Origin of the sequence: Variovorax dokdonensis (assembly GCF_030316895.1) — a bacterium.
Taxonomy (GTDB): domain Bacteria; phylum Pseudomonadota; class Gammaproteobacteria; order Burkholderiales; family Burkholderiaceae_C; genus Variovorax; species Variovorax dokdonensis.
Window position 1 is genome coordinate 207177 of record NZ_JASZYV010000001.1, and the last position, 24384, is coordinate 231560.

Annotated in this window: 11 protein-coding genes; 10 read left to right on the forward strand and 1 reads right to left on the reverse strand. The window is 69.1% G+C overall.

Features of this window, described 5'->3' with window-relative positions; translation table 11 throughout:
- Positions 1–56: 56 nt before the first annotated feature.
- Together QTH91_RS01010 and QTH91_RS01015 are read left to right on the forward strand one after the other, a co-directional pair.
- Entirely contained in the window at positions 57–992 is a 936-nt protein-coding gene (locus QTH91_RS01010; RefSeq protein ID WP_286658173.1) for a LysR family transcriptional regulator, read from the forward strand.
- Between the two features lie 96 nt (positions 993–1088).
- A complete protein-coding gene (locus QTH91_RS01015) occupies positions 1089–2795 on the forward strand; it encodes an amidohydrolase (RefSeq protein WP_286658174.1) in 1707 nt (568 codons plus the stop codon).
- Between the two features lie 37 nt (positions 2796–2832).
- Here QTH91_RS01015 and QTH91_RS01020 read toward each other — a convergent pair whose 3' ends face one another.
- Entirely contained in the window at positions 2833–3834 is a 1002-nt protein-coding gene (locus tag QTH91_RS01020; protein ID WP_286658175.1) for a Bug family tripartite tricarboxylate transporter substrate binding protein, read from the reverse strand.
- A gap of 153 nt (positions 3835–3987) precedes the next feature.
- Here QTH91_RS01020 and QTH91_RS01025 point away from each other — a divergent pair, with 153 nt between their 5' ends.
- The 8 genes from QTH91_RS01025 to QTH91_RS01060 all read left to right on the forward strand — a co-directional run bounded on the left by QTH91_RS01025 (position 3988) and on the right by QTH91_RS01060 (position 24381).
- Positions 3988–4923, forward strand: coding sequence for a LysR family transcriptional regulator (locus QTH91_RS01025; RefSeq protein ID WP_286658176.1), 936 nt, complete (start codon positions 3988–3990; stop codon positions 4921–4923).
- A gap of 123 nt (positions 4924–5046) precedes the next feature.
- Positions 5047–6135, forward strand: a complete 1089-nt coding sequence (locus QTH91_RS01030) for a tartrate dehydrogenase (protein ID WP_286658177.1) — start codon at positions 5047–5049, stop codon at positions 6133–6135.
- A gap of 154 nt (positions 6136–6289) precedes the next feature.
- On the forward strand, positions 6290–6682 hold the full coding sequence (locus tag QTH91_RS01035) for a VOC family protein (protein WP_286658178.1): 393 nt from the start codon (positions 6290–6292) through the stop codon (positions 6680–6682).
- 175 nt (positions 6683–6857) lie between these two features.
- Positions 6858–7427: a hypothetical protein gene (locus QTH91_RS01040; RefSeq protein ID WP_286658179.1), complete on the forward strand. Its 570-nt coding sequence runs from the start codon at positions 6858–6860 to the stop codon at positions 7425–7427.
- A gap of 25 nt (positions 7428–7452) precedes the next feature.
- Positions 7453–17439, forward strand: coding sequence for a DUF6603 domain-containing protein (locus QTH91_RS01045; protein ID WP_286658180.1), 9987 nt, complete (start codon positions 7453–7455; stop codon positions 17437–17439).
- A gap of 3 nt (positions 17440–17442) precedes the next feature.
- Positions 17443–19281, forward strand: coding sequence for a hypothetical protein (locus QTH91_RS01050; RefSeq protein WP_286658181.1), 1839 nt, complete (start codon positions 17443–17445; stop codon positions 19279–19281).
- Positions 19278–20324: a hypothetical protein gene (locus tag QTH91_RS01055; protein WP_286658182.1), complete on the forward strand. Its 1047-nt coding sequence runs from the start codon at positions 19278–19280 to the stop codon at positions 20322–20324. The genes QTH91_RS01050 and QTH91_RS01055 overlap by 4 nt, the downstream gene beginning before the upstream one ends.
- A gap of 13 nt (positions 20325–20337) precedes the next feature.
- Complete coding sequence (locus QTH91_RS01060; RefSeq protein WP_286658183.1) at positions 20338–24381, forward strand: hypothetical protein; 4044 nt, start codon at positions 20338–20340, stop codon at positions 24379–24381.
- Positions 24382–24384: the final 3 nt, after the last annotated feature.

Consider the following 24384-nt stretch of genomic DNA (forward strand, 5'->3'; position numbering starts at 1 on the left):
GCATACGATAGGAGTACCCCACCCCCAAGATCAATTCGAACGTTTGGATAACTGATATGGGTCGATCTGATATCCGAAGCGTGGACCTGGCCATGTTGCGGACCTTCGATGCCCTCCTGCGCGAGCGCAGCGTGTCGCGGGCGGCATCCCGCCTCTTCCTGAGCCAGCCTGCGGTGAGCGCCTCGCTCAAGCGTTTACGCGAGACCTTTGGCGACCCGCTCTTCACGCGCACCGCGCACGGGGTCGTGCCCACGCCCCGCGCGCTCGAACTCGCGCCCCGCGTCGAAGCCGTGCTGCAGGACATGCAAGACCTGCTCGACACCGACCGGGAATTCGATCCCGCCACATCGGCGCGCATCCTGCGCATCGCGGGCAGCGACTACAGCAGCCGCATGCTGTTGCCCATGCTGTGCACGGCCCTCACGGCCCAGGGCTCGCGAATCCGCCTGGCCTGGGAGCTTGCCGACTATGGCCAGTTGCCAGAGCGTCTGCGGCGCGGGGATGTCGACCTGGGCCTGTTGCCGCGCATCGTGCCGGCCTCGGGCGTCGAGTCCGAGCTTTTGTACGAGGACAGCTATGTCGCCGTCGCTCGCAAGGGCCATTCGAAGTTCGGGGTGGGCCACGACCTGGAGGCTTTCTGCGCCATGCCGCACGTGGTGCTGGGGCAGAGCCGCTCAAACCTCGACGATGCGATCGATCAGGCACTGGCACGGCAAGGCCTCTCGCGGCATGTGCAGGCGGCCGTCACCACCTTCAGCCAGATGGCGGACCTGCTGGCCAGCACCGATGCCGTGGCCGTGTTCCCGCAGCGCGTCGCGGCCCGGTGGGGCCACCTGCTCGATGCCGTCTCGCTTCCCTTCGAGCTGCCCGCCTACCGGCTGTACGTCTGCTGGGACACGCGCTCTAATGCCGATGCTGCGGTGCGCTGGTTGCGCGAGATGGTGGTGGGGTTCGGGCGGGCGACAACGCCTCGTTCGGCGACCTCCGCATGATGGCCAACCACCTCGCCCTACTGGTTTGAGCGGTACTGCCACCAACCTGCCTATCGAATCCATGCGCCTGGACAGATCCAGGCATAGGAGTTGACGATGTCTTGCCACTACAGGGTCATCGCATTCGCCGTCGCTTGCTTGAGTCTGACGGCGGCTGGCGCCCAGCCGACGGCCGACCGGATCTGGTCGGGCGGTCCGATCCTGACGATGAACGACCAGGCGATGCGGGTCGAAGCGGTGGCCGAGGCAGGCGGCAAGATCATCGCTGTCGGGCAGAAGGCCCAGGTCATGCAGCTCAAGGGGGCGAACACGCAACTGTTCGACCTCAAGGGCCGAGCGATGCTGCCTGGCTTCGTCGATCCGCACGGCCACATGGTCATGGGCGGCCTGCAGGCGCTTTCGGCCAACATGCTGGCCCCGCCCGACGGCAAGATCAAGGACATCGCCGGCATGGTGGCGACGCTGAAGTCCTGGGCGAAGGCCAACGGCGCCGCCGTCAAGGCGGGCAACGTGATCGTCGGCTTCGGCTACGACAACGCCCAGCTCAAGGAGCTGCGCCACCCGACCAAAGAAGAACTGGACGAGGTTTCGAAGGACGTTCCCGTGGTGGTCATCCACCAGTCGGGGCACCTGGCCAGCGCCAATTCGGCGGCGCTCGAACTGGTCGGCTACGACGCGTCGACGAAAGATCCGGAGGGTGGCGTGATCCAGCGCAAGGCCGGTTCGCAGGAGCCGAACGGGACGCTGGAGGAAACCGCCTTCTTCCCGCTGATGGGCAAGGTGCTGCACAACATCGGCCCGCTGGGCATCGAGGCATTCGCCAAGGCCGGCGCGAAGCAGTGGGCCCGCTTCGGGTACACCACGGCGCAGGAAGGACGCTCGGTGCCCGGCATCGCCGACGTGCTGCGCAAGGTCGCGGACGAAGGGGCGTTCAAGATCGACGTGCTGACCTATCCGGACGTGCTGGTGGACCGCCAGTACATCCTCAGCCATGCAAGCCCCGCGTACAAGAACCGTTTGCGCGTGGCCGGTGCGAAGCTCACGATCGACGGCAGCCCGCAGGGCTTCACGGCATGGCGTGACCGGGCCTACTACGACCCGGTCGGCAGTTATCCCAAGGGCTATGCCGGCTACGCCGCGGCCAAGCCCGAAGAGGTGATGGATGCCGTCGAATGGGCCTTCGCCAACGGCGTGCAGATCATCACGCACGCGAATGGCGAAGCGGCTTCGGACCTGCTCATCAAGGCGATCGACGCCGCCGAGGCCAGGCATCCCTACAAGGACCAGCGTCCCACGCTGATCCACGGCCAGTTTCTCCGGGAGGACCAGGTCGACGCCTATCAGCGCCTGCACGTCATCCCGTCGCTCTTTCCCATGCACACGTTCTACTGGGGCGATTGGCACTGCGAGCACACCGTGGGTCCGCAGCTGTGCCCGAACATCTCGCCGACGGGCTGGGTCCGAGGCCGAGGCATGATCTTCACGACCCACCACGATGCGCCGGTGGCGCTGCCGGATTCGATGCGGGTCCTGGACGCCACGGTCACGCGCCGAAGTCGCTCCGGCAAGGTCATCGGCGAGAAGCAGAAGGTCGACGTCCTGACTGCCCTGCATGCCATGACGATCTGGCCGGCCTACCAGATCTTCGAGGAGAACTCCAAAGGATCCATCGAGGTGGGAAAGCTGGCCGACTTCGTGGTCTTGTCACGCGACCCGACTGCCGGCAACCCGAACAACCTCTCCAAGATCAAGGTGGTCGAGACCATCAAGGAAGGCGGCAGCGTGTTCCGCCTTTCGCCCTGAAGAGTGGCGACCGGCCCTCGCGCGTTCGGCGCGTCGACTATTCGACAGTGATGTTGCTGTCCTTCACCAGCTTGGCGAACTTCTCGGTCTCGTCCGCAATCTGCTTGCCCATTTCCACCTGGGAGTTTCCGACTGGCTCGGCGCCAATCTTGGCCATCTGAGCCTTGAAATCCGGAGAGTGGATGATCTTCACCATCTCGGCCGACAAGCGGGCCTGGACCTCCTTGGGTGTGCCCACCGGCGCCAGAACGCCGAACCAGGTGCCGATGTTGAAGCCCTTGAGCCCGGCCTCGTCCAGCGTGGGCACGTCGGGAAGCGCACTCGAACGCTTGGCTGTCGTGACCGCAAGCGGTCTGAGCTTGCCGGCTTGAATATGCGGAAGCACGGGCGTCACCGTGTCGAACGACATGGCAACCTGGCCGCCTAGCAGATCAACCGTCAGCGGACCGCTTCCCTTGTAGGGAACATGCAGGAGCTTGACGCCGGTGAGATTCTGGAACTGCGTGCCGATGAGGTGTTGCGCAGTGCCGTTCCCGTTGGAGCCATACGCCATCGGTTCCGTGGCCGCCTTGGCCATCGAGATCAACCCGGCGACATCCTTGGCAGGCGACGCGCTGCTCACGACCAGCACATTGGGAACCAACGCGATGGTGGTGAGAGGGGCAAAGTCCTTCTGGAAGTCATAGGGCAGCTTCTTGTAGACGCTGGTGGCAATCGTGTGATGCACGGCACCCACCAGCAGGGTGTATCCGTTCGGCTGTGACTTGGCGACGTAGTCCGCGCCCAGCGTCGCGCCCGCTCCTGGCTTGCTTTCGACGATGACGGCCTGCCCCAGCGCCTTGCCAAGAGGCTCCGCCAGCGCGCGAGCCAACACGTCGGTCGTTCCCCCAGCCGGAAACGGAACGACCAGGCTGATCGTCTTCGACGGCCAGGTCTGGGCGTAGGCCAGATTGGCGCTCAGGCAAGTTGCAGCAACAGCCAATGTCAACAGCGTACGTCGGCGGGTCTTGATGGCATCCTTCGAAACGGCATTGAACATTGATGTCTCCTGTATTGATGGTTTCCGTCACTTCGCCAGCCTGACTGGGCATGAAGGCCGACTCTAGACAGGGAAGGCCATGCGGCGGCACCATCAAAGGAAAACTGTCTTTAACCTGGAGTTAAGCTAGCCGACGCCCGAACAGACTGAACCATGAGCAAGCGCATTCAGCCATCCGACCTTTCGTTCTTCGCAACCTTGGCTGCAGCGGGCAGTCTCAGCGCCGCGGGGCGGGAGCTTGGCATCTCGACGGCTGCCGTCAGCAAGCACCTTGCATCGATGGAGACCCGGCTCGGCTTCTCTCTGGTCAACCGTTCGACCCGGCGCATGGGCTTGACGCCCGAGGGGGAGATCTACTTCGAGCACTCCAAGCGAATCCTGGCTGGCGTGGATGAACTGGAGCAAGTCCTGGGTTCGGCCAAGGCAAAGCCCAGCGGGCTTCTGCGTGTCAATGCCACCCTGGGATTCGGACGCAGTCATGTCGCTCCCCTCATATCGCGGTTTGCCAAGCGCCATCCGGATGTGGATGTGCAACTTCAACTCTCCGTGGGCCCGCCTGCATTGACAGAAGATGCCTACGATGTCTGCATCCGCTTTGGAGCGCCACCAGACACTCGCGTGCTTGCCCGAAAGCTCGCGGAGAATCGCCGGCTGCTGTGCGCCTCGCCGGCCTACCTCGCACGCCGAGGTGTCCCGAAGACACCGAGCGACCTCTTGCGCCACAGCTGCATCACCATTCGCCAAGGCGACGAAGGCTACGGCGTCTGGCGGCTGACACCCATCAAGGGCCGCAGTCCGGAAGATCAGGTTGTCAAGATTCGAGGCAACCTGACCACCAACGATGGCGAGATCGCGGTCAACTGGGCGCTCGATGGTCACGGGATCGTGATGCGCGCCGAGTGGGACATCAGCCGCTACCTTCAGAGCGGAAGGCTCGTCCAGGTATTGCCGCAGTACGACACCCCCGACGCCGACATCTACGCGGTCTACCCACGCAATCAGCACACCTTCGCCAGGGTACGCGCGTTTGTCGATTTCTTCGCGGAGTCCTTTGCCCAGTGGGAAGCCAGCGGTCGCGTGCCACGCTGACAACAGCGTAGCGCTTGAGGCGACATACTTGAATTGAAGTTAAGTATGGATTGAGATCGAAGCCGTTCCCCTGATTCTTGAATGCCTACAGTCGCACGTACACATCACCAAGGCGCAAGGAACATGAAGGTCTACAAGATTGCAACCATTCCCGGCGACGGGATTGGCAAGGAAGTCATTCCCGCGGGGCAGAAAGTGCTGGAGACGCTGGCCGCCAGCTTCGACAGCTTCCGATTCGAGTTCGAGAGCTTCGGCTGGGGCGGGGACTACTACCGCGAGCACGGGGTCATGATGCCGGACGACGGCCTGGACTCGCTTCGCGACAAAGATGCCATTTTGTTCGGTTCGGCCGGTGATCCGCACATTCCGGATCACATCACGTTGTGGGGGCTGCGGCTCAAGATCTGTCAGGGGTTCGACCAGTACGCCAACGTCCGGCCGACGCGAATCCTGCCCGGCATTGACGCGCCTCTCAAGCGATGCAGGCGAGAAGACCTCGACTGGGTCATCGTGCGGGAGAACTCCGAGGGTGAGTATTCGGGCGTCGGCGGCCGCGCACATCAAGGCCACCCCATCGAGGTGGCCACGGATGTCTCCATGATGACCCGTGCCGGCGTCGAGCGCGTCTTGCGGTTCGCATTCCGTTTGGCCCAGTCGCGACCGCGCAAGCAACTGACGGTGGTCACCAAGAGCAACGCCCAGCGTCATGCCATGGTGATGTGGGACCAGATCGCCGGCGAAGTGGCCGCGGAGTTCCCGGACGTGCAGTGGGACAAGGAACTCGTCGATGCGATGACGGCTCGCATGGTGAACAAGCCGGCGTCGCTTGACACCATCGTTGCCACCAATCTGCATGCGGACATCCTCAGCGACCTGGCTGCGGCGTTGGCAGGAAGTCTCGGCATTGCACCGACCGGCAACATCGACCCGGAGCGGCGCTATCCCTCCATGTTCGAGCCCATCCATGGGTCGGCCTTCGACATCATGGGAAAGGGCTTGGCCAATCCCGTCGGAACGTTCTGGTCGGTCGTGATGCTCCTGGAGCATCTTGGCGAGGATGCGGCGGCAAGCCGCCTGATGGCCGTCATCGAGCAGGTCACTGCCACGCCTGCCTTGCATACCGGCGACCTTGGTGGTTCGGCAACCACCGTACAGGTCACCGATGCTGTCTGCGATCTGCTCCAAGAGGCTACGGCCCGCAAGGCTGCCTAGTCCCGGATTGATGGGCTGATGGGCTTGTCGTGGCCGACCGCATCGGGCACGGCACGGTCAGTTTCGGCGCAGCGGTGGCAACGGATGTCGCCATGCCACCCTGTACCATGACCGTTCCAACAACGCCTTTCAACCAAGACAGGAGACAAGCAAAGTGTTCAGCCATGTGATGGTCGGATCGAACGACATCGAGCGTTCCCAGCGGTTTTACGACGCCGTGCTCGGCGTGCTAGGGGCGAAGGAGCCCGTTCGCAACAAGAATGCCACCGGCCAGGTCCGGCTTTTCTATCGGCACGAAGGAAGCTCGTTCTGCATCAGCGAACCCATCGATGGTGAAGCCGCCACGTTCGCCAACGGCGGCACCATCGGATTCAAGTGCGTCTCGCCCGAGCAGGTGAAGGAGTTTCACGACGTGGCGGTTGCGCACGGCGGCACGTCGATCGAACAACCGCCCGGGCTGCGCGAAGGCTCGCTGGGGGCCATGCATTTGGCCTATGTGCGCGACCCCGACGGCAACAAGCTCTGCGCCTTGCATCGTCCCAAGTAATTCTTGCCGGCCATGCGGCCGGCTCCCGCAGCGCCTTTGCGCGGCCCCTGGCCATCAGACAGATTGCGCCGCGCGCCAAGCGCTCTCAGAATCCGCCGCTTCCCAAGAACACCGAGAGGGGAAGGCCATGATCGTCTTCGCGCTTTTCTGGATGTCTTCTTGAACGGCGGATGCCGTGGCAACGCGCCTCGTCATCTCGCCCAAGCGGCGTTTCGAGATTCCCGCACGTCTCGATGAAGCGACCTTGGCCGCGGCCGTCGCGCGTCGTCTCGCTTCGCCCGAAGCCCTGCCGGCCGGCTTCGCCGCGCCGCCGCCCGTGGTGTGGGTGGACGGTGCGGACGAGGTGCTGGTGCACCTGCCCGATGTGCGCGTGGCACTGCGCGATCGGCTCATCGCCGTCAGCGTGGACCTCGAATGCGACCAGACCGGCCGCGAAACGCTGGTCATGCCCTTCGCCGTGGGTGGGGCGCGCGACCCGGCCGGCCTGATCGCCGCCACCGAATCCTTGCCGCGCGGCGACGGCCTTCTGGTGGGCCGCTGGGGCCGCATCGTGCAGGACGCGGTGTGGGCCGCGCTGCTCGGCGTGATCGGTGACTACGCCACGCGGCTGAACAAGCTGCCCTTCGGCTTTACGGCTGGCGATGGTGTGCTGTCGCTGCGTGCGGCCAAGCCCGCCGAACTGATGCAACTGAAGACGGCGGTGCGCGCCCTGGTGCCGACGCCGCCACGCGGGCCAAGCCGGTAGCGGCCTCCAAGGGAAGGGCAAGTCCATGGCACTCAAGCTCGACCCCGAACTGCTGGATGCGGCCAAGGCCATCGGCCTGGTCAAGGACAACGGCGATTTCGACGCCTCGTGGTTCGAGCATGTGTTCGAGCGCGCCACCTCCATCCTTTCCAACCCCGCGCAGCGCAAGGCGCTGTTGTCGATGCTCGACCGGCTTGCGCCGCCGCGCAATCCGCCCGGCACGCCGGCCGGCGAGAAATGGCATCCGCTCCTGGGCGAACAGCCGCAGGGCAATGCCTATTTCACGGTGCGCGCCGTGGGCGCCGATGTCGTCGTCGGCCTCGCTGGCGAGGTCTTCGGTGGTCCGCCCGGTGGTCCGCAAGGCCAGTTGCGCGTGCATGTGCCGCTGCTGCGCTTCGGCAGCGGGGCGCCGCAGTTGGTGGCTGGGCAATCGCAGGCGCCGCTGGCGCTGGACCTGCGCGTCGAGCTCGGCCTGAGCCGCGCCGGCGGCGACGCGATCACGCTGGCCGCAGCGCGCGTGTCACTGCGCTGGGCTTGCGCCACCGGCAACGCGCCGATGCTGCTGATCGTGCTCGAAGGCCTGGGCCTGGACGATGGCGGCACGCGCGACCTGGCACTGGACCCTGCCGCGCTGGGCGGCGCCACGGTCGAGGTGATCGGCGCGCTGGTCAAGCAACTGCTTCCCAACAGCGGCCCGGCCGCGGCACTGCGCCATCTGCTGGGCGTGCTCGGCCTCGATGAAGACCCGGTGCCGCCCCTGCCGATGGCGCAGCTCACGCAAGGGCCCGCGGCGCTGCAGGCCTGGCTGGGCCAGATCATCGACGGCGGCCAGCTCGGGACGTGGCTGGGGCACTTCGGCGGGCTGGTCGGCCTGCCGGTCGCGACCCAGGGCAGCGGTCTCCTGGATGACCCGCGTCGCATCCGACTGCTGGCGCTTGGAGGCAACGGCGAGTTCAACCTGGGCGTGGCCCGCGCCGACAACCGGCTGCACCTGTCGCTCGGCCTGCGCATCGCACCCGATGGCGCCAACCCGCCCGCGCGTCTGGAGGCCAGCGCCACGCTGGTGGCCATACCGCTGGCCGGCACCGGCTCGGCCCTGGCCTTGCCGAGTGCGCATCTGCTCGTGACGGCGCCCGGCGGTGCCGGGCCGCTGGTCAACCAGCCCGGCACCATCGTCGTGCAGCGCATCAACGCGGGCCTGCGCTGGAACGGCGAGCAGGGCGCGCTGCTGCCCACGCTGGAGTTGCTGGACGTCACCTTCGGCGCCATGCCGACGCAGCCGCGCATCGACCTGACCCATGCCGACTCGGTCGTCGATGCCGCCGCTGCGGGGCTGGAGGCTGCCCTCACTGCACTGCTGGGTGGTGCGGGCGCGCCGCTGCTGGCGCTGATCGGCCTGGCCGATCCGCAAGGCGCGCCCGGCGCTTGGCCGCACCGGCTCGACGCCGCGCGCCTGCAGGCGCTGGCCACGCAGCCCACGCGCACGCTGGGCGCATTGCACCGCGCAATGCTGGCCGATGCGACGAACCACTGGGGCTTCATGCTCGACGAGCTGCGCCGCCTGTTCGGCCTGCCCACGGCCGTCAGCGGCAGCGGCACGCCCGATGCGCCCTGGTTCGTGCCGTTGGGCAGCACCGGCGCGCTGGCGGTGGGGCTGGCGGCCTACAACGAGACGCCGGGCGATGCCATCGCGCGGCTGCGCATCGGGCTGCGCGCGCAGTTGCAGAGTCCGCCGTGGCAGCTTGCATGGCGCGCCGACGTGCTGGGCTTCGACATCGCGGCCGATGGCAGCGCCGACGTGCGCCTGTTCGGCGGCCAGACACTGCGCCTCGCGGTCGGGCCTTTCCCGGCTCTGTCGGCGCAGGTGCCCATCACCGCGGACAACCTGGTGGCGCAGCTGCAGTGGCAGCCCGGCAGCGGCCTGCAGGGGCATGCGCAACTGAGCAACCTGCGCATGCGGTTGGATGGCACCGACATGGCGCTGGGCACGCTGGCCCTGCCGCCTGCGGTGCCCATCGACCTGGGCAACCCCGCCAGCCTCCCGCTGCCCGCCGACCAGTTGGCGCGGGTGGCCAGTGCGTTGATCGCTCGCGGCCTGAAAGAGTCGCTGGGCACTGCGGGGGTCTGGGCCGGCGCGATGGTCGGCCTGCATGCCGACCTGCCGCGCCTGCCTGCGGGCTGGCCCACCTTGTTCGATCCGGCAGATCCGCTGCGCATCGCCACCGATCCCGAAGCCGCGTTGCGCGCCTGGCTGGACCGCCTGGTGAGCGGCGCTGCGGCCGGCGTCGACGAAGGCGCCGCCAAGACGCTGCCGCACATCGCGCGCCTCGTGGCCTGGCTGCAGCAGGGGCTGGCGACCGGCGCCGGCACGCCGCCCAACCTGCAGTCGATCGCAGACGCGCTGCCCACTCTGCGCGGCAGCGGCGTGTACGCCGACCCCTGGTGCGTTCCGATCGCCGGCAGCGGCCCGGCCGCCCGCACTGAGCTGCTGCTGTGGCTCGACCCGGATGGTGCGCCCGCCGAATGGGGCGCGGCGCTGGCCGGTGCCGTGGGCGCCAGCGGCGACGCGCTCGCCATGCTGCGCGCGGCGGCGCCCCTGGCTGCTCTGCTGCCGCCCCTGCGCGAGGCCTTGCAGGGTGGCTCCGTGCCTGCCTTCGCCGCCGGGCTGGACGCCTTGGCGCGTTCGCTCGAAGAAAGCGATGGCCTCGTGCCGGTGGCTTCGCAATGCGTGGACGATCCCGCGTGGGAACTGGGCGCGGTGGTGCCACAGGCGGCGCACCATCTGCAGCCGAAGAACGTGCTGCTGATCTCGCTCGCGCTCGATCGCATCGAGGCCTGGGAGCCCAACGCCGCCAACCGCGTCGTGCTGCTGCTGCATCCCGCCTTCGCCGGCCGCGATTGCTGGGACGACTTCATTGCCGCCACCGTCGCGCGCGATCCGGCCGCTGCGCCCACCAGTGCCGATGCGCGGCACTTCGACCTGCGCATCGAAGGCGCCAATCCGCTGACGGTGGACCTGGACGTCACTGCCGGCGTGTCGCGCATCTATACCGCCGATCTGCAGGACGATGGCAGCGGCAACCATGTGACCTTGTCGCAGCAGATCGCCCGCGTGGCCGCACGCATCGCGCAACTGCGTCCGGGAGCCAGGCTGTTCATCGTGGCGCACAGCACCGCTGGCGTGGCCGCGCGGCAGTTCTGCCTGGACCAGCCAACGCAGGCCGCTGGCCTCGTCACGCTCGGCACACCGCATCGTGGCGCGCCGCTCACGGCCCTGCGCGATGCCACCGAGGCCCAGGCGCTGCGCCTGGCCGGTCGCTGGATCGGCGCGATGCCGGCATCTCCGATCAAGGACGCGCTCACGCTGCTTCACGACGCGCTCGACGGCTGGCACGAAGGGCCGAGCGGCGAACTGCCGGTGCCCAGCGTCTTCCCGGTCGGCAGCTTCGCGCCTGCCGCCAGCGTGGCCACGGGGGGCGTGCCGGCGCTCGCGCTGGGCAGCAGCCTGGGCGGCGATGCGTTCCAGGCGCTGCGCAGCGGCCTGTCGGCTTTGGCGTCCGCCGCCAGTGCCGATGCGCCGACGCACCTGGGCGTGGGCGTGCGCGCAGCCCTGGGCGAGCGTGTCGATTCGCTGGCCGCGGTGCGGCTGCATGTGCGCGCGGACCTGGTCCGCATTGCCCTGCGCGCCGGTGTGCCGGAGCCCGCGCGTCCGGCGCAGGCGCTGTCGGCCACGTTGAGCCTGGAAGACCCGCTGGGCGGCTATCTGGTAGGCCCGGCGCAGGCGCACCTGGCCATCGGCATGCCCATCGCCGACGTTCGCGTGCGTGCGTTGCGGCTGGCACTGCGCCTCACCCGCAGCAGCGGTGGCGCGCTGGCCTTCAGCGTCGAAGGCGAGGCGCTCGACGCCGCCTTCCACGGGCCGACGTTGCCGCGCGTATTGCTGGACGATCCGCTGGCCCCGGCGCTCGTCGGGGCGGCCTTCGACCGCGTGTTCAATCCGCCACCCACGCCCGGCAGCCTGGTGGCCGAACTGTCGGACGGGCTGCAGCGCATCGGCCTGCTGGCGCTCAATGCGCAGGGCCGCGTCGGCTTCTCGATGGATGCGCTGGCGGCGCTGCGGGCCGACGCCATGGGCTTCCTGCTGCCGCGCTTGAACGTCGCTCTGGCACAGGGCTGGCTGGGCATTCTGGCCACGGCCGAGGGCTACCGGCTCGCGCTGGGCGACATCGCGCTCAATGCCCGCCGCGTGGGTGGCAACACGCGCTGGCAGTTGGGCGTGGCCATCGATCGTGCGTTGAGCTCGGGCAACGCCTCGCAGGCGCCGATCGCGCTGGCCTTGGACGCCGGGCTCGACCTCGGCTCGGCCTCGCAGCCCATGCGCCCGAGCGGGCACCTGCAGCTGTCGCTCGGCGGCATCGAGTTGCAGGCCAGCTTCGAAGGCGGCGCGCCCAGTCTGGCCGTGCTGGCGCCGCCGTGGCTGGATGCGCCTTTCACGGTGCTTCCCCTGCCGGCCGGCAATGCGCTGCAGGCCAAGGCGAGCGAATTGCTGCCGCGCTTTCTCGTGTCGAGTGCGGTGTCGCGGTTGGTGGAGGCGCTGCTGGCCGCCAGCGGTGCACCGGCGGCGCGCATCGCTGCGCTCGATGCGCTGATCCTCGATCCGGTGCGCTTCCTCACCGGTCCGAAGGCCTTGGGCAGCGGTGGCGGCGGTGCCGCAGCGGGGCTGCTGGATGGCGCCAAGGTGGCCGCCTTGTTCAACGCCATCGCCCATGCGCTTGGCCAGGCCGGCCCCGGCATTGCACTGCCGGGCGGCCTGCAACTGGGCGCCAGCGGCACGTCCGCGGTCACCTTCAGCCTGGGCACGAGCACGCCCATCGGCGGCGTGCTCGGGTTGGCGGCGCAACTGACCATCGACGAGTTGCTGCACGCGAGCCCCGGCGGCAGTGTCGCCATCGACGTGCCGGCGGCCGGCGCGTTTCCCGGATTGGCCGTGGCCTTCGGCGTGACCGGAACGGGGCAGGTGAGCCTGTCGGTCACGCCGGGCGGCGCGGGTGCGCCGATCCAGTTGCTGCCGGAATTCAGCGGCTTCGGCGGGCTGCTTAGCGCGGCGGCGCAGTCGCTGCTGCCGGCCGTGCTCGACGCGGTCGACGATGCGCTGCCCGCTTCCGCGCTCAAGACCAACACGCTGGCGGTTGCCGGCGCGCTCGACCTCTACGACGCACCGGGCGGCTTTGCCGCGCACAGCAGCCAATGGCGCGCGCTGCTCGTCGGCGGCTCGATCGCCAGCATCGGTGGCGGGTTGCGCGGCGCTTTCATCACCGCCGCGCGCACGCTGCTCAACACGCTGACCGGCAGCACGCAGTTCGACGTCGATGGCGTGCGTCTGCGTTGGACTTCTCCGGCGCTGCCCGGCGTGTCGGGCACCCTGCGGGTGGCGGCGGGTTGGGATGCGGGCGGACCGTCGTTCAGGCTCGAGGCGATCGATTGGCGCGTGGATGCCGCGCCGCTGCGCCTGAGCCTGGCGGGCGGCTTCGAATCGAGTGCGCTGAGCGTGAGCGCCGCGCTGGGCGTCGATCTGTCGGTCATCAGCGTGCCTGCCGTGCCGGCCCTGCTGTTCGAGGCCGGCGGCGGCCCGGTGGTGCTCAAGCTGCGGCCCTTCGGCGCCGCCGATGCCGGGCCGCTGGAAGTGCGGCTGCTGCCCAATGCACAGGTGGTGGCCAGCGATGCGCTGCCGGCCCAATTGGCCGAGCAGTGGCTGCTGCCCATCGCGGTGAAGGTCATCTTCGAGGCGACGCGCAGCGTCCATGCGTCGGTGTTGTGGAGCGGCGGGCCGACACTCGGCGCGGTGCTCGATGCGGCCCACCTGCGCAACGGCACCAACCTGCCGGCCACCTTGCCTGATCTGCCGGCGCTGGTCACCGGCGCGCTGCAGGGCCTGCTGGCTGGCTTGTCGCTGCCGCTGGGCGATCTGTCGATCGGGCTGTCTCCCGATGCCGGCCGGCTTGGTGCACGGCTCAAGGGCAAGCTGCCCATCGCGGTGGGCGACTTCGACCTGACGCTGTATTTCGGCCAGCGTCCTTCGGGCCCGCTGGGCGATGCGGATGCGGGCTTCACGCTCAACCTGTTCACGCTGCCGGCCTTCGCCTTCCAGCCGCAGATCAAGGCGCGCGGCGTGGGCCTGGGCTTTTCGAACCGCAACGAGAAGCCGCTGGTGGACACCAGCATCGTGCGCATCGGCGAAGTGGCGGCGCTGGCCTTCTTCAACGTCAACCTGTTCGGCGCCTTCTCCACCAGCGGCTGGGGCTTCGAGGCCGAGCTGACGCGCTTTGGCCTGCCGCTGGGCGCGGCCGCCGGTGGTGGCGGCGACGGTGGCAACCCCGTAGCGGCGAGCCTGCTGTCGAGCGACGGCGGCAGCGCCGGCGGCGACACCACCGCCGTCAGCCCCGAATGCGACATCGGCATCCGCTTCATGGCCCCCAACGACTTCTCGCTGACCATCGGCGGGCAGAGCGACCAGGCGTTGTGGATCACCGTCCAGAAGCAACTCGGGCCGATCTACATCGAGCAGATCGGCGTGCAGACTCTCGAGGGCGGCAACAAGGTGGGCCTGCTGCTCGACGGCGGCGTGAAGATCTCGGGCCTGGCGGTGCAGGTAGACGACCTGACCATCGTCATTCCCATCAAGAAGCTGGGCGATGCCTCGCAGTGGGGGCTGGATCTGAAGGGCATGGCCGTGTCGCTGGAGGCCGGCACCGTCAAGATCGCCGGTGGCCTGCTCAAGAACGCGGGGCCACCCACCAGCTACGACGGCGCGCTCATGGTCGACGTGGCCGGGCGCGGCTTCACCGCCATCGGCTCGTACGCGCGGCCGAAGGACGAGCTGGGCGAGTACGTTTCGTTCTTCGTCTTCGTCTCGCTGCCGATCCCGCTGGGCGGGCCGCCCTACTTCTTCGTGCTGGGGCTGGGCGGCGGATTGGGCATCAATCGATCGCTGATCGTGCCCACCGATCTGAACCAGATCCCCGGTTTTCCGCTGGTGGCGGCGATCGACAACAGCGGCTTCGCCAACGACCCGATGGGCGCGCTGCGCACCATGGGCACCAACATGCCGCCCAGCCGCGGCGGCTTCTGGCTGGCGGCGGGGCTGAAGTTCTCGACCTTCGTGGTGGTCAATTCCACGGCGGTGATCTACGTCGCGCTGGATCACGGCTTCGAGGTCGGGCTGCTGGGGCTGTCGCGCATGTCGCTGCCGGCCGAGGACTTCGCCATCGCGCAGATCGAGCTGGCGCTCAAGGCGCGCTTTTCCACCGAAGAAGGGCTGTTGTCGGTGCAGGCGCAGCTCACCGATCGCTCGTACCTGTTCCATCCGTCCTGCCAGCTGACGGGCGGCTTTGCGTTCTTCCTGTGGTTCAACACCGGCAAGTTCGTGCTCACGCTGGGCGGCTATCACAAGGCCTTTTCGAAGCCGCCGGAATTCCCGGTGGTGCCGCGCCTGGGCTTCCGCTGGAGCGTGAGCGACTGCGTGGTGATCAAGGGCGAAAGCTACTTCGCCCTGACCACCACCTGCGTCATGGCCGGCGGGCGCCTGGAGGCGAGCTACCGCGGCGGACCGGTGAAGGCTTGGTTCAAGTGCTACCTCGACGTGCTGGTGTCGTGGGACCCGTTCTATTACGTGTTCGAGACCGGCATCGAGATCGGTGCATCGGTCGACACCTGGCTGGGCGAGATCGGCGTCAGCCTGGGCGCCACGGTCCATGTGGAAGGCCCGCCCATGTTCGGCTGGGTCGAAGTCGAGATCGTCGTGGTCACCATCCGCGTGGAGTTCGGCGATCCTGCGCGCGAGATCGACTACATCGACGACTTCTCGGTGTTTCGCGACAAGTACCTCACCACCGGCGACGGGCGCGACCATCCGGTGGACGTGCATCTGCGCGCGGGCCTGCTGCCCACCAACCCGCCCGGTGCCGACCCGGCTCCGGGCACGAAGGAGGCACCTTGGGTCGTGGGCGCCGAGTGGGTCTTCGAATCGGAAACGCGCGCGCCCTCGAACGCGTTGCGCTGGCAGGACGCGGACCGTGCCATGGACGCAGACCTGGGCGGCAAGGTCGACCTGGCGCCCATGAACCGCCGCAGCGTCACGGCGCGCCACCAGTTGCGCATCCGCCTGGCCAACGGCGGCGCGCTGGCGCAGGCGCTCGATCCGGACCGCTTCATCCTCAGCCAGCGCGGCGGCAACTTCCCCGAAGCCACCTGGCGCTGGCAGGACCCGCGCAAGGTGCAGGCGGGCGCGGCCAACATCCGGCGCCTGTCCGGTCTGCGCGTGGAAGGCGTGGCCGAGATCGTCCATCGCAGCGCGCTGGTGCAGATCACCGATGCCGTGGACGACCTGCCCGAATACGCGCTGCCATTGCCGTTCGAGCAGCCGGGCTCGGCCTTCTTCGGGGAGCTGATCGCGATCGGGCAGGTGGCGGTCGATCTGGGCAACCTCGTGCTCACATGGACGCCGCAGGAGCGGCGCCATGCCAGCGCGACACTGCTGGCTTCGCCGGAGTTCGCGAGCGGCCGGGCAGCGGTGCGCGGACAGGCGCTGTCGGCACTGGCTCAGCGCGACCTGGTGACCCGTTCGGCGCCCGCTCGCATCGTGCCGCTGACCACCGGCCTGACGATGCAGGCGCCGGCCCAGGGCACGCCGCCGGTCTTCGTCGACGGCAACGACACATCCCCGCGCCTGGACGCGCCACGCCTCATGGCCGTGATGCGCCAGCGCGGCACGCCCACGCGCAGCGAACCGCTCGCGCTGCGCACCACCGTGCTGAAGGTGCGGCAGGCCAAGGGCGCGGTACGCATGGATGCACCGCGCGGCAAGGCACTGGCCGGTGCGCGACTGCACCGCGCCGCGCCGGCGCAGGCGGCAGCGCCCACACGCGCCGTGCAGGGCGAACGCAGTCTGCTGCATCCCGCATTCGCACCCGGCGGCGTGGCCCACGCCACGGCCTTCGACGAGGCCGCCAAGCAGGTGATGGGCAATGGCTTCGACGTGCCGGCCGGCACCACGCACCTGTGGCAGTTGCCCGAGACCGATGCCGCCGGCCGCGCCCGCATTCGCCTTCGTCTCAGTGGTGACGGCGTGGCCCGCATCGCCTGGCTCGACGCGCAGGGCGATGTGCTGCTCGACGAGGAGCGCGCATTGGCCAGCGAGCAGGTGCTGCAGATGCCCGAAGACGCCGCGATGCTTGCCGTTGCCTGCCTGGGGCGCGTGCCGGGGCTGAAAGATGCGAACGCGTCGCGCCTGGGCGCCGGCATGGGCGACATCAGCCGTAACTGGTCGCTGCCCGGCGGCGTGCCGGCCGTGGGCTGGCAGGCCGGCAGCCAATTGGCCATGGTCGGTGCGCATACCTTGCTGGCTCGCGGTGCCAGCGTGCAGACATCTCGGCCGATCGAGGCGGGGCGTCGAGGGTTGCTCAGTGCCGGCCTGGTGCGCGCCGGCGAAGTGATGGTGCGGCAGACGGCCGTCGAGACCCGCCTGCCCGACGACGTGACGGTGGTGGTCGTGCAGCTCGACGCGCTGGACGCCAGTGCGGTCAACGATGGCGACTTGGCCATCGCCTGCGATGGCGGCCAGCTTTCGCAAGCGCCGGTGGTGGTGTCCGCCGGCACGCGACGCACGCTCGTCTACGACGCGCTGGCCGACGACGTGGGCATCCAGCGCGGCTACCTCTCCATCAGCGTGGGCAGCCGCGAGGCATGGCGTCTGGCTGGCGTGATCGGCCTGCCCGGCGATGCCGACGGCTGGGGCGAACGCCTGGCCGAGAACGTGCCGCCCCAGTTGGTGGCACCGCTGGCGTTGAGCGCCGACGGCGCGGTGCGCGTGCGCTTCGAGGTCTTGCCGGCCACGACGCGGCCCACGCGGCCCACGCCGCCGACGCGGCCCACGCGGCCCACGCCGCCGACACGGCCCACGCGAACCGCCCGCAAGCCCGTTCGCGCCACGCGCGCCGGAAAGGAGAAGGTGTGAGCCATGGCTGAGCCCGTTCCGCCATCGGGATCGATGTACCTCTACGACTACGCTGCGCCGCCGCTGCTGCCGGGCGACTATCGCTACGAGGTTTCCACCAGCATCGAGAAGTCGGGCACGTCCACCGAGACCCTGTCGCACGAGCGCTATTTCTCGGTGGTGGGGCCGCGTTTCGTTCTCAACCCGGGCGACATCGCCGGCGTGGTGCCGCCGCGCAATTCGCAGGGCCCGTTCTCGGCGGTGCTGCCGCAGATCGTCATGCGGCGACGCACGCTGCCTTGGGAACGCGTGATTGCCAACGCGCTGCCGGCGCCGAGTGCGCCCACGGCCTTGCCCAACCAGAAGCCGGACTACCCGACACCTTGGATGGCGCTGTTGCTGCTGGCCGAGGGCGAGGACTGGGAGCTGCAGCCCAACCTGCCGCTCGAAAGCGTGCTGCCGTCGGCGGTGTTCAAGACCATCGGCTCGCCCGCCAACGTGCTGGTGGAGGCGCTGGACATCGACCGCGCGCTGCTCGATGCCGTGCTGCCGGCGCGAGAGGAACTGCAGCTGCTTTCGCATGTGCGGCGCGTCAACGCCAACGACCGCGAGCTGTCGGTGGAAGGCAGCGACGGATGGTTCGCGGTGGTCGTGTGCAACCGGCTGCCCGCGCCGGGCAAGAAGTGCCGCGCGGTGCTGGTGTCGCTGGAAGGGCGGACCGACCTGGTGGCGACCAACCCGCCGGCCTTCGTCGGAAGCCACGGCGGCGGCCTCGTGGGACTGCTGGACCACACGGTCTTCGAGCTGGCCGACGACGACACCGTGCTGCAGATGAAGGAGGCCAGCCTGCCCGCGTTCCTGGATGCGCCGCAGGCCTTCAGGAGCGCGAGCGCCTTCGAGGGCGCGCGGGTGCGCGAAGAAGCCAACGTGCTGGCCAAGGCGCGCGTCCTGCCCAGGCTGAAGAAGCCGCGCGCCAAGCTGGTGGCGATGACTTCGTGGAGCTTCACCTGCGAAGGCGATGGCGATTTCATGCAGCTGATGCAGCACCTGGACGTGGGCCTGATCGGCAAGACGAAGGACGGCAAACCGCCGGTGACCGACACGGGTCACATCCGCGTCGAGCTGGGCACCCGCGCCGGCACGAAGGAGACGGCGTTGTTCCGCGGCCCGCTGGTGCCCATGCCGCTGCAGCGCGATCCCGACGGGCCGTATCACAGCGCCGACCAGGCGCGTCGCATCGCGCCCGAACTGGGGCTGCAGGACATCTCGTATGCCTGCGCCTTCGAGGTCGGGCGCCTGCTGGCCGCGGCCGATGCCAGGCTGGCCCAGGAACTGATGCGCTGGCGCCGCAAGGGATTCGGCGCGGCGGCCCGGCTGGACGTGATGGCCGATCTGGAGGCGCGGCTCGACCTGGTGCTGGCCGAGGCCATCCCGCAAAAGCTCCAGCAATACGTGCTGCCGGTGGTGGCCGGCGAGCTGATCAAGACGTTTGCCACCGTGGGCCCGCCCGCCGGCGATGCGTTCGGGCTCGGCCTGATGAGCGCCACACGCGGCATGCAGCCGGAACTCGTCGCCAAGGCCTTCGGACTCGATGGCATCGAGGCGGCGCGCGAGGCGATGCTGGGCATTTCGCAGCCCCTGGCCACGCGGGTGCCGACGCAGGCCGAGCCGGTGCTCAAGGGCGGCACCTTGGCCGAGGTGCTCAAGGACGTGCAGGGCCTGTCGATGCTGCAGGAAACGCGCGGGCAGGTGATCGACAACGTGCGCCTTCGCGTCGACACCATCGGCAAGGCAGGCAGCACGGTGTTCGGGCCGGTGGGCGCACGCAAGGGCAAGGGCAAGGGCAAGGGAGGCGGACGATGAAGCAACCCTGGATCCAGTCGAAGGCGGCGCTGCACGAGCGGCTGGTGGCCCATCGGCAGGTGGATGCACCTTCGCGCGAGGCGCAGATGCCGCCGTACATGGAGAGCTTCCTGTCGCACCTGCGGCTGCTCATCGGCGTGCCTTTCGACTACCTGGTGCCCGATGCGCGGCTGCTGCCCATCGAGTCGATCCGCTTCTTCTACGTCGACCGGTCCTGGACCGATCGCTTGGTGGATGGCGCCATCGCGGTGGGCAAGGTGGGTTCGCGCGAACAGGCGCATCACCAGGCGCGCGCCAGCTATGTCGTGCGTCAGTTGGACATCACCGAGCGCCACGTGCGCGACCTGCAGCGCCGACGCCTGGTTTTCGACGACCTGGCCAAGCTCGAGTTGCCGGGCCCGGCGGATGTGGTGACAGGCTTCCTGATGCGATCGCGCGCCGTGTCGGGCTGGCCGCAGATGGATGTGCGTGCGTATCGTTTTGCCGGCACGGTGAGCGAGACGAACCCGCCGCGCAATTTCGATCCGGACGATCCGGCCATCAAGAACAAGCAGCTGGAGACGCTGCGCCTGGAGCGTCTGGCGCCGGGCGTGCTGCTGGCGCTGTTCCAGGGCGTGCCCAACTTCGTGATGTGCGAGGAGCCGCATCACGGCATCCAGTTCGGCGTGAACAACAACGACGGGCAGCTCACCGCGTTGCGGCGCGATGCGGCGGGCGTCGCGCTCGAACACACGGCGCCCATCCCGATCCCGCTGCGCCAGGGCGGGCTGCGGGTGCTGGCGGTGTCGGAGATCCGGCGGCGCATGGAAGCGGCGCGCACGACCGTGGTCAACGGCGTGCCGGCATCGCCGCAAATGCCGGTGCAGGACGGCGCGGGCAACTTCGCCATCGCCATGCTCGACCGGCCTTGGCGCCAGCGCTTCCAGGGGCAGGGCGGGCAGCCCGGCTATCACGGCACCGGACGCTACGTGGCCAACTTCAAGCTGGCCGCGCGCACGCTCGATCCGGCCGTGCCGGTGCTGCTCAAGGAATTCGGCACGTGATGGAGGCAACGCCATGAGTACCTTCACGCGATTCGATTTCGGCCTCAATGCCGCCATCGGGCTGTCGGCGCAGATGGCCGCCACCTGGTCGCCCTGGTTGCCCCGAGAGCCGCGGCTGCTGGTGCCGGTGCACCTGGACGTGCTGGTGGTGCGCAGCGAAGGCAAGACCGACTGGGCCGAAACGGCGCTGACGCCCGGCGACCTGCAGGCGCCGCCACCCTTCACGGCGCGCAGTTCGCCGCGCGGCAAGGGGGCCTATCTGCTGTGGGCTCCGCCCGACGCGCTGGCGCGCGGGCGCAAGCCGCACGACGACGAAGAAGGGCCGATCGAATTCCCGCCCTTGCCCGAGCGCTGGCTGGTGCTGCGCATCTCGCCCTCGCGCCTGGCCAGCGGCCGTCGCACCGTGCGCGGCTGGGTGCTCAAGGCGGACGAAGAGGGCGCCGCGCCCGTGTCGCTGGAGCAATACGTGGACGCCATCGAACCCGAGGATGGCGCCGCCAGCGGCCCGGCAGTGACGGCCGTGGGCCCCGGCCAGCTCGACTGGATCGGCTACTTCGACAACGTGCAGAACCGCTTCGGCTTCCACGATCCGCTGACCGACGTGGCCAGCGGCCCGGTGGCCTACCTGGTGTGCGGCTGGTACCGCGACCCCGACCGCGATCCGCTGTGTGACCCCGACATCCGCACGCAGGCGCAGTTCGAGAAGCTGCTGCAGGACTTTCGCTGGCACCTGCCCGATCACCTGTTCAAGGAGGCGCAGGCGCGCGCGCAGAAGCAAAGCCAGGCGCTCGACGCCATCGGCCTTCCCATCTCGCAGAGCGTGAAGAACGCCTACCGCAAGGCCACGCTGGGCGCGCAGCCGACCGAGACGGTGACGCGTGTGCAGTCCAAGGCGCTGCGCAAGGTGAAGATCGCGCCCGATGCCTGGTGGCCGCGCCACTCGCTCTATCACGGCGCGGTGGTCGGCATCGGCTGGCCGGGCCGCGCGCTGGACGAGCGCGGCGCGCCGCTGCTGGGCGGCAGCGCCACCGGCGAGGAGGTGGGCGGTCCGCCGAGCGCGAAGGATGTGAAGGTCGGCTTCGGCACCACGCTGACGGATGCGATGTCGGCCATGATCGCCCGGCGCGACGGCAACATGCAGCGTGCGCGCGTGCTGCAGGCTTTTCAGCTCGGCGCGATGAACGAGCTGGACGAGCCCGACGGCAGGGCGAGGCTCGATGCCTTGATGCATGCCACGACCTTCACGTCGCTGCTCGGCGGCAGCGTGACCGAGCGGGTCTGGCAGCCGCCGCTGGGCGAACCCCCGGCCGAGCCCGTGCCGAAGACGGCCGGGCCCGGCGTGTTCGAGCGCTACTACCGGCGCGACGAGAAGGGCACGCGTGGCGCCGGCGGCAAGGCCTTGCTGGGCAAGGACGGCCAGCGCAGCATGTCGGCCGCCGTCAAGGCGCGCGGCGGCTCGCAGCCTACCGACGAGCGCAAGTTCTTCTCGGTCAAAGGCGCCGCCGGCACGACCACCAGCGCGAAGAAGTCGCTGGGTGCAGGCGCCGCCGCGGCGTCGCCGCCCTCGCAATTCAAGGCTACCGCCTATGCCGGCAAGGAGCTGATGGCGCAGGTGGCGGTGGAGCAGGGCCGACTGGTGCAGGTGGCCAACCGGCTGGGCGTCGGGCCGCAGGCTACGCCGTATCGGCCTGGACGCTGGGTGGATCGCGAACGCCCGCTGCCGCGCTTCTATCGGCCCATGGACCCGCAACTGGTCATCGAGGGCATCAAGCGTTCGTACCAGCATGGCGGCGATGGCCGCTTCTCGCGCGACGGCTGGCTCGGCTGCCGGCTGTCGGGCGCGCCGGTGAAGGACTTCCGCTTCAAGCCCACGGGCCGCACGGTGCAGGCCGAAGACCTGCTCGACCGCTCGATCGCCAATGGCAGTGTGCCGCCCGAGTGCGAAGACCTGCTGGGCGAACTGGCCTTGCTCGATCCGGGCTCTTCGTTGCCCATCGCCGGCGTGGCGAACCCGGTCAAGACGCGCGCCAGCGCGGCCGTGCAGCGCGGCCTGGCCGACACGGTGCAGGTGCAGCAGACGGCCTGGTGGGCCATGCGCGATCCGCGCACCGACAGCGCCGCGATGCTGAGCCTGGCGCCGTTCAGTGGCACGCTGCCTTCGCCGGTGGCCATCAACCTGCCGTCGCGGCCCTGGAACCCGCTGCATCTGGAATGGCGGGTGGACTACATCGCATCGCCCCGTCCGATCGACGATTGGTCGCTGGGTGAGATCGACTACGACGAAGACGTGCCCGACCTGCCCGATCCGGCGGCTGTGACGCCGCTGGTGCTGGAAGGACGCACGCCGCTGTCGGCCGGTGTGGGGCGCACCATGGCTGGCGCCATCCGTCGTGCGCTGGCCGATGCCGGTGCCGGCCGCGCAGACGCCGGCGCGGCGATAAACGTGCAGGCGGTGCAGGCCGGGGGCACGATGGGCTTCCTGAAGTTCAGCCAGAAGATCAGCCAGTTGGTGATGACGGCGAGCGCAGGCGGCGCCAGCAGCATCGACGCGCAGGACCGTGCCACGCTGGACGACATTGCCAGCGCGCTGGAGCAGTCGGACCTGCTGTCCGCATCGCTCGACGGCCTACACACCAAACTGCGCGGCGGCTTTGTCGGCGATGGCGCCGCCGCGCCGGGCGATGGCAGCGTGCCGCCGGACTTCGTGGCCCTGCGCTCCGGCTTCCTGCGGATCCGGCGCCTGCGGGTGGTGGACGCTTTCGGCCAGGTGCTGGATCTGGCCGGTTCCGGTCCGGCCAGCGACCCGGACGCGGTGACCAAGTCCCTGGGCCGCAGTGAATCGCTGGAAGTGACCACGCGTGCGCAGTGGCTGGCGCTGGCGCCGCGGCTGACTTCGCCGGCGCGGCTGTGGCTGCGCTTCATGGATGCGCGCGGCGGTCCGGACGAGGCGCACGACAAGACCGATGTCGACGAGGAGATCACGCCCGTGTGTGGCTACCTCATGCCCAACCACCTGGACGATGCGCTGCTCTTCTACGGCACCGACGGGCGCGACCTGGGCGTGGTTCGCCGCAGCGAGGACAACCGCATCGTCTGGGAGGACGCGCCAGGCGCGCCTTCCACCGTGGGGGCCTCGCCATCGCAGGCGATCGCCAACCCCTTTGCGGCCGGCATGGCGCAGGGCCTGCTCGACTGGGGCGTGAGCGACGCCGGCCTGCTGGATGGCGAGCAGGACACCGACACCGCGCTGCGCGCGCTGATGCGCGTGATCGACACCACGCGCTGGACCGTCGATCCCTTCGGCCATCAGGGGGAAGAGCACCTCGCGCTGCTGGTGGGCCAGCCGGTGGTGGTAGTGCGCGCGGTGTTGCGCCTGGAAGTGGACGAGCCGGTGGACCCGACCAAGGTCGAAGGCATGGCCTTCCAGATGCGCCTGGGTGCGCTCACGCAATGGCAGGACGGGCTGCTGGGCTACTTTGTCGACGACGACTACCGCACCCTGCATTGCTCGCAGGCCTCTGTGGCCGAACTGGCGCGCGCCTTCGGCCAGAACCGCGGCTTCCTGCAGGCCGTGGAGGCCGTGCCGCAATATGCCGATGGCTTTGGAGATGACGCGGCCATCGACCCGATCACGCATCCGTACGTGGATCGCAGCGGCGTCATCACCGTGCGGCCCAACCGCGACATCCGCCTGACGCTGCTGCTGGAGCCGCACACGCTGGTGCATGCGACCTGCGGCGTGCTGCCCCGCAAGGAAGTGGGGCTGCGACGCGAGTGGACGCAGGACGCGTTGGCCAGGCTGTCGCCCACCTTCCGCTTCGGCCCCGTTCTGGTCGATCCGAAGAAGGTGCGCATGCCGGTGGCGGTGGACCTGCACGGCACCTGGAGCTGGGACCATCGCACCGACGTCACCACCTGGGAAAACCTGCCGGTGCAGCACGCCACGCACGACGCGCTGTTCCCGCAGGACCCGCCGGTGGGCAGCGAAGGCTGGCTGCGGCTGACCCCGCTGGACCCCGATGCGCCGCCGCCCGATGGCGGCGCCGAAGGCGGGTGAGGA

Bases quoted from the DNA above. Each gene is read 5' to 3' on its own strand.
- QTH91_RS01010 (WP_286658173.1), top strand. From the start codon at position 57: ATGGGTCGATCTGATATCCGAAGCGTGGACCTGGCCATGTTGCGGACC.
- QTH91_RS01015 (WP_286658174.1), top strand. From the start codon at position 1,089: ATGTCTTGCCACTACAGGGTCATCGCATTCGCCGTCGCTTGCTTGAGT.
- QTH91_RS01020 (WP_286658175.1), bottom strand. From the start codon at position 3,834: ATGTTCAATGCCGTTTCGAAGGATGCCATCAAGACCCGCCGACGTACG.
- QTH91_RS01025 (WP_286658176.1), top strand. From the start codon at position 3,988: ATGAGCAAGCGCATTCAGCCATCCGACCTTTCGTTCTTCGCAACCTTG.
- QTH91_RS01030 (WP_286658177.1), top strand. From the start codon at position 5,047: ATGAAGGTCTACAAGATTGCAACCATTCCCGGCGACGGGATTGGCAAG.
- QTH91_RS01045 (WP_286658180.1), top strand. From the start codon at position 7,453: ATGGCACTCAAGCTCGACCCCGAACTGCTGGATGCGGCCAAGGCCATC.
- QTH91_RS01050 (WP_286658181.1), top strand. From the start codon at position 17,443: ATGGCTGAGCCCGTTCCGCCATCGGGATCGATGTACCTCTACGACTAC.
- QTH91_RS01055 (WP_286658182.1), top strand. From the start codon at position 19,278: ATGAAGCAACCCTGGATCCAGTCGAAGGCGGCGCTGCACGAGCGGCTG.
- QTH91_RS01060 (WP_286658183.1), top strand. From the start codon at position 20,338: ATGAGTACCTTCACGCGATTCGATTTCGGCCTCAATGCCGCCATCGGG.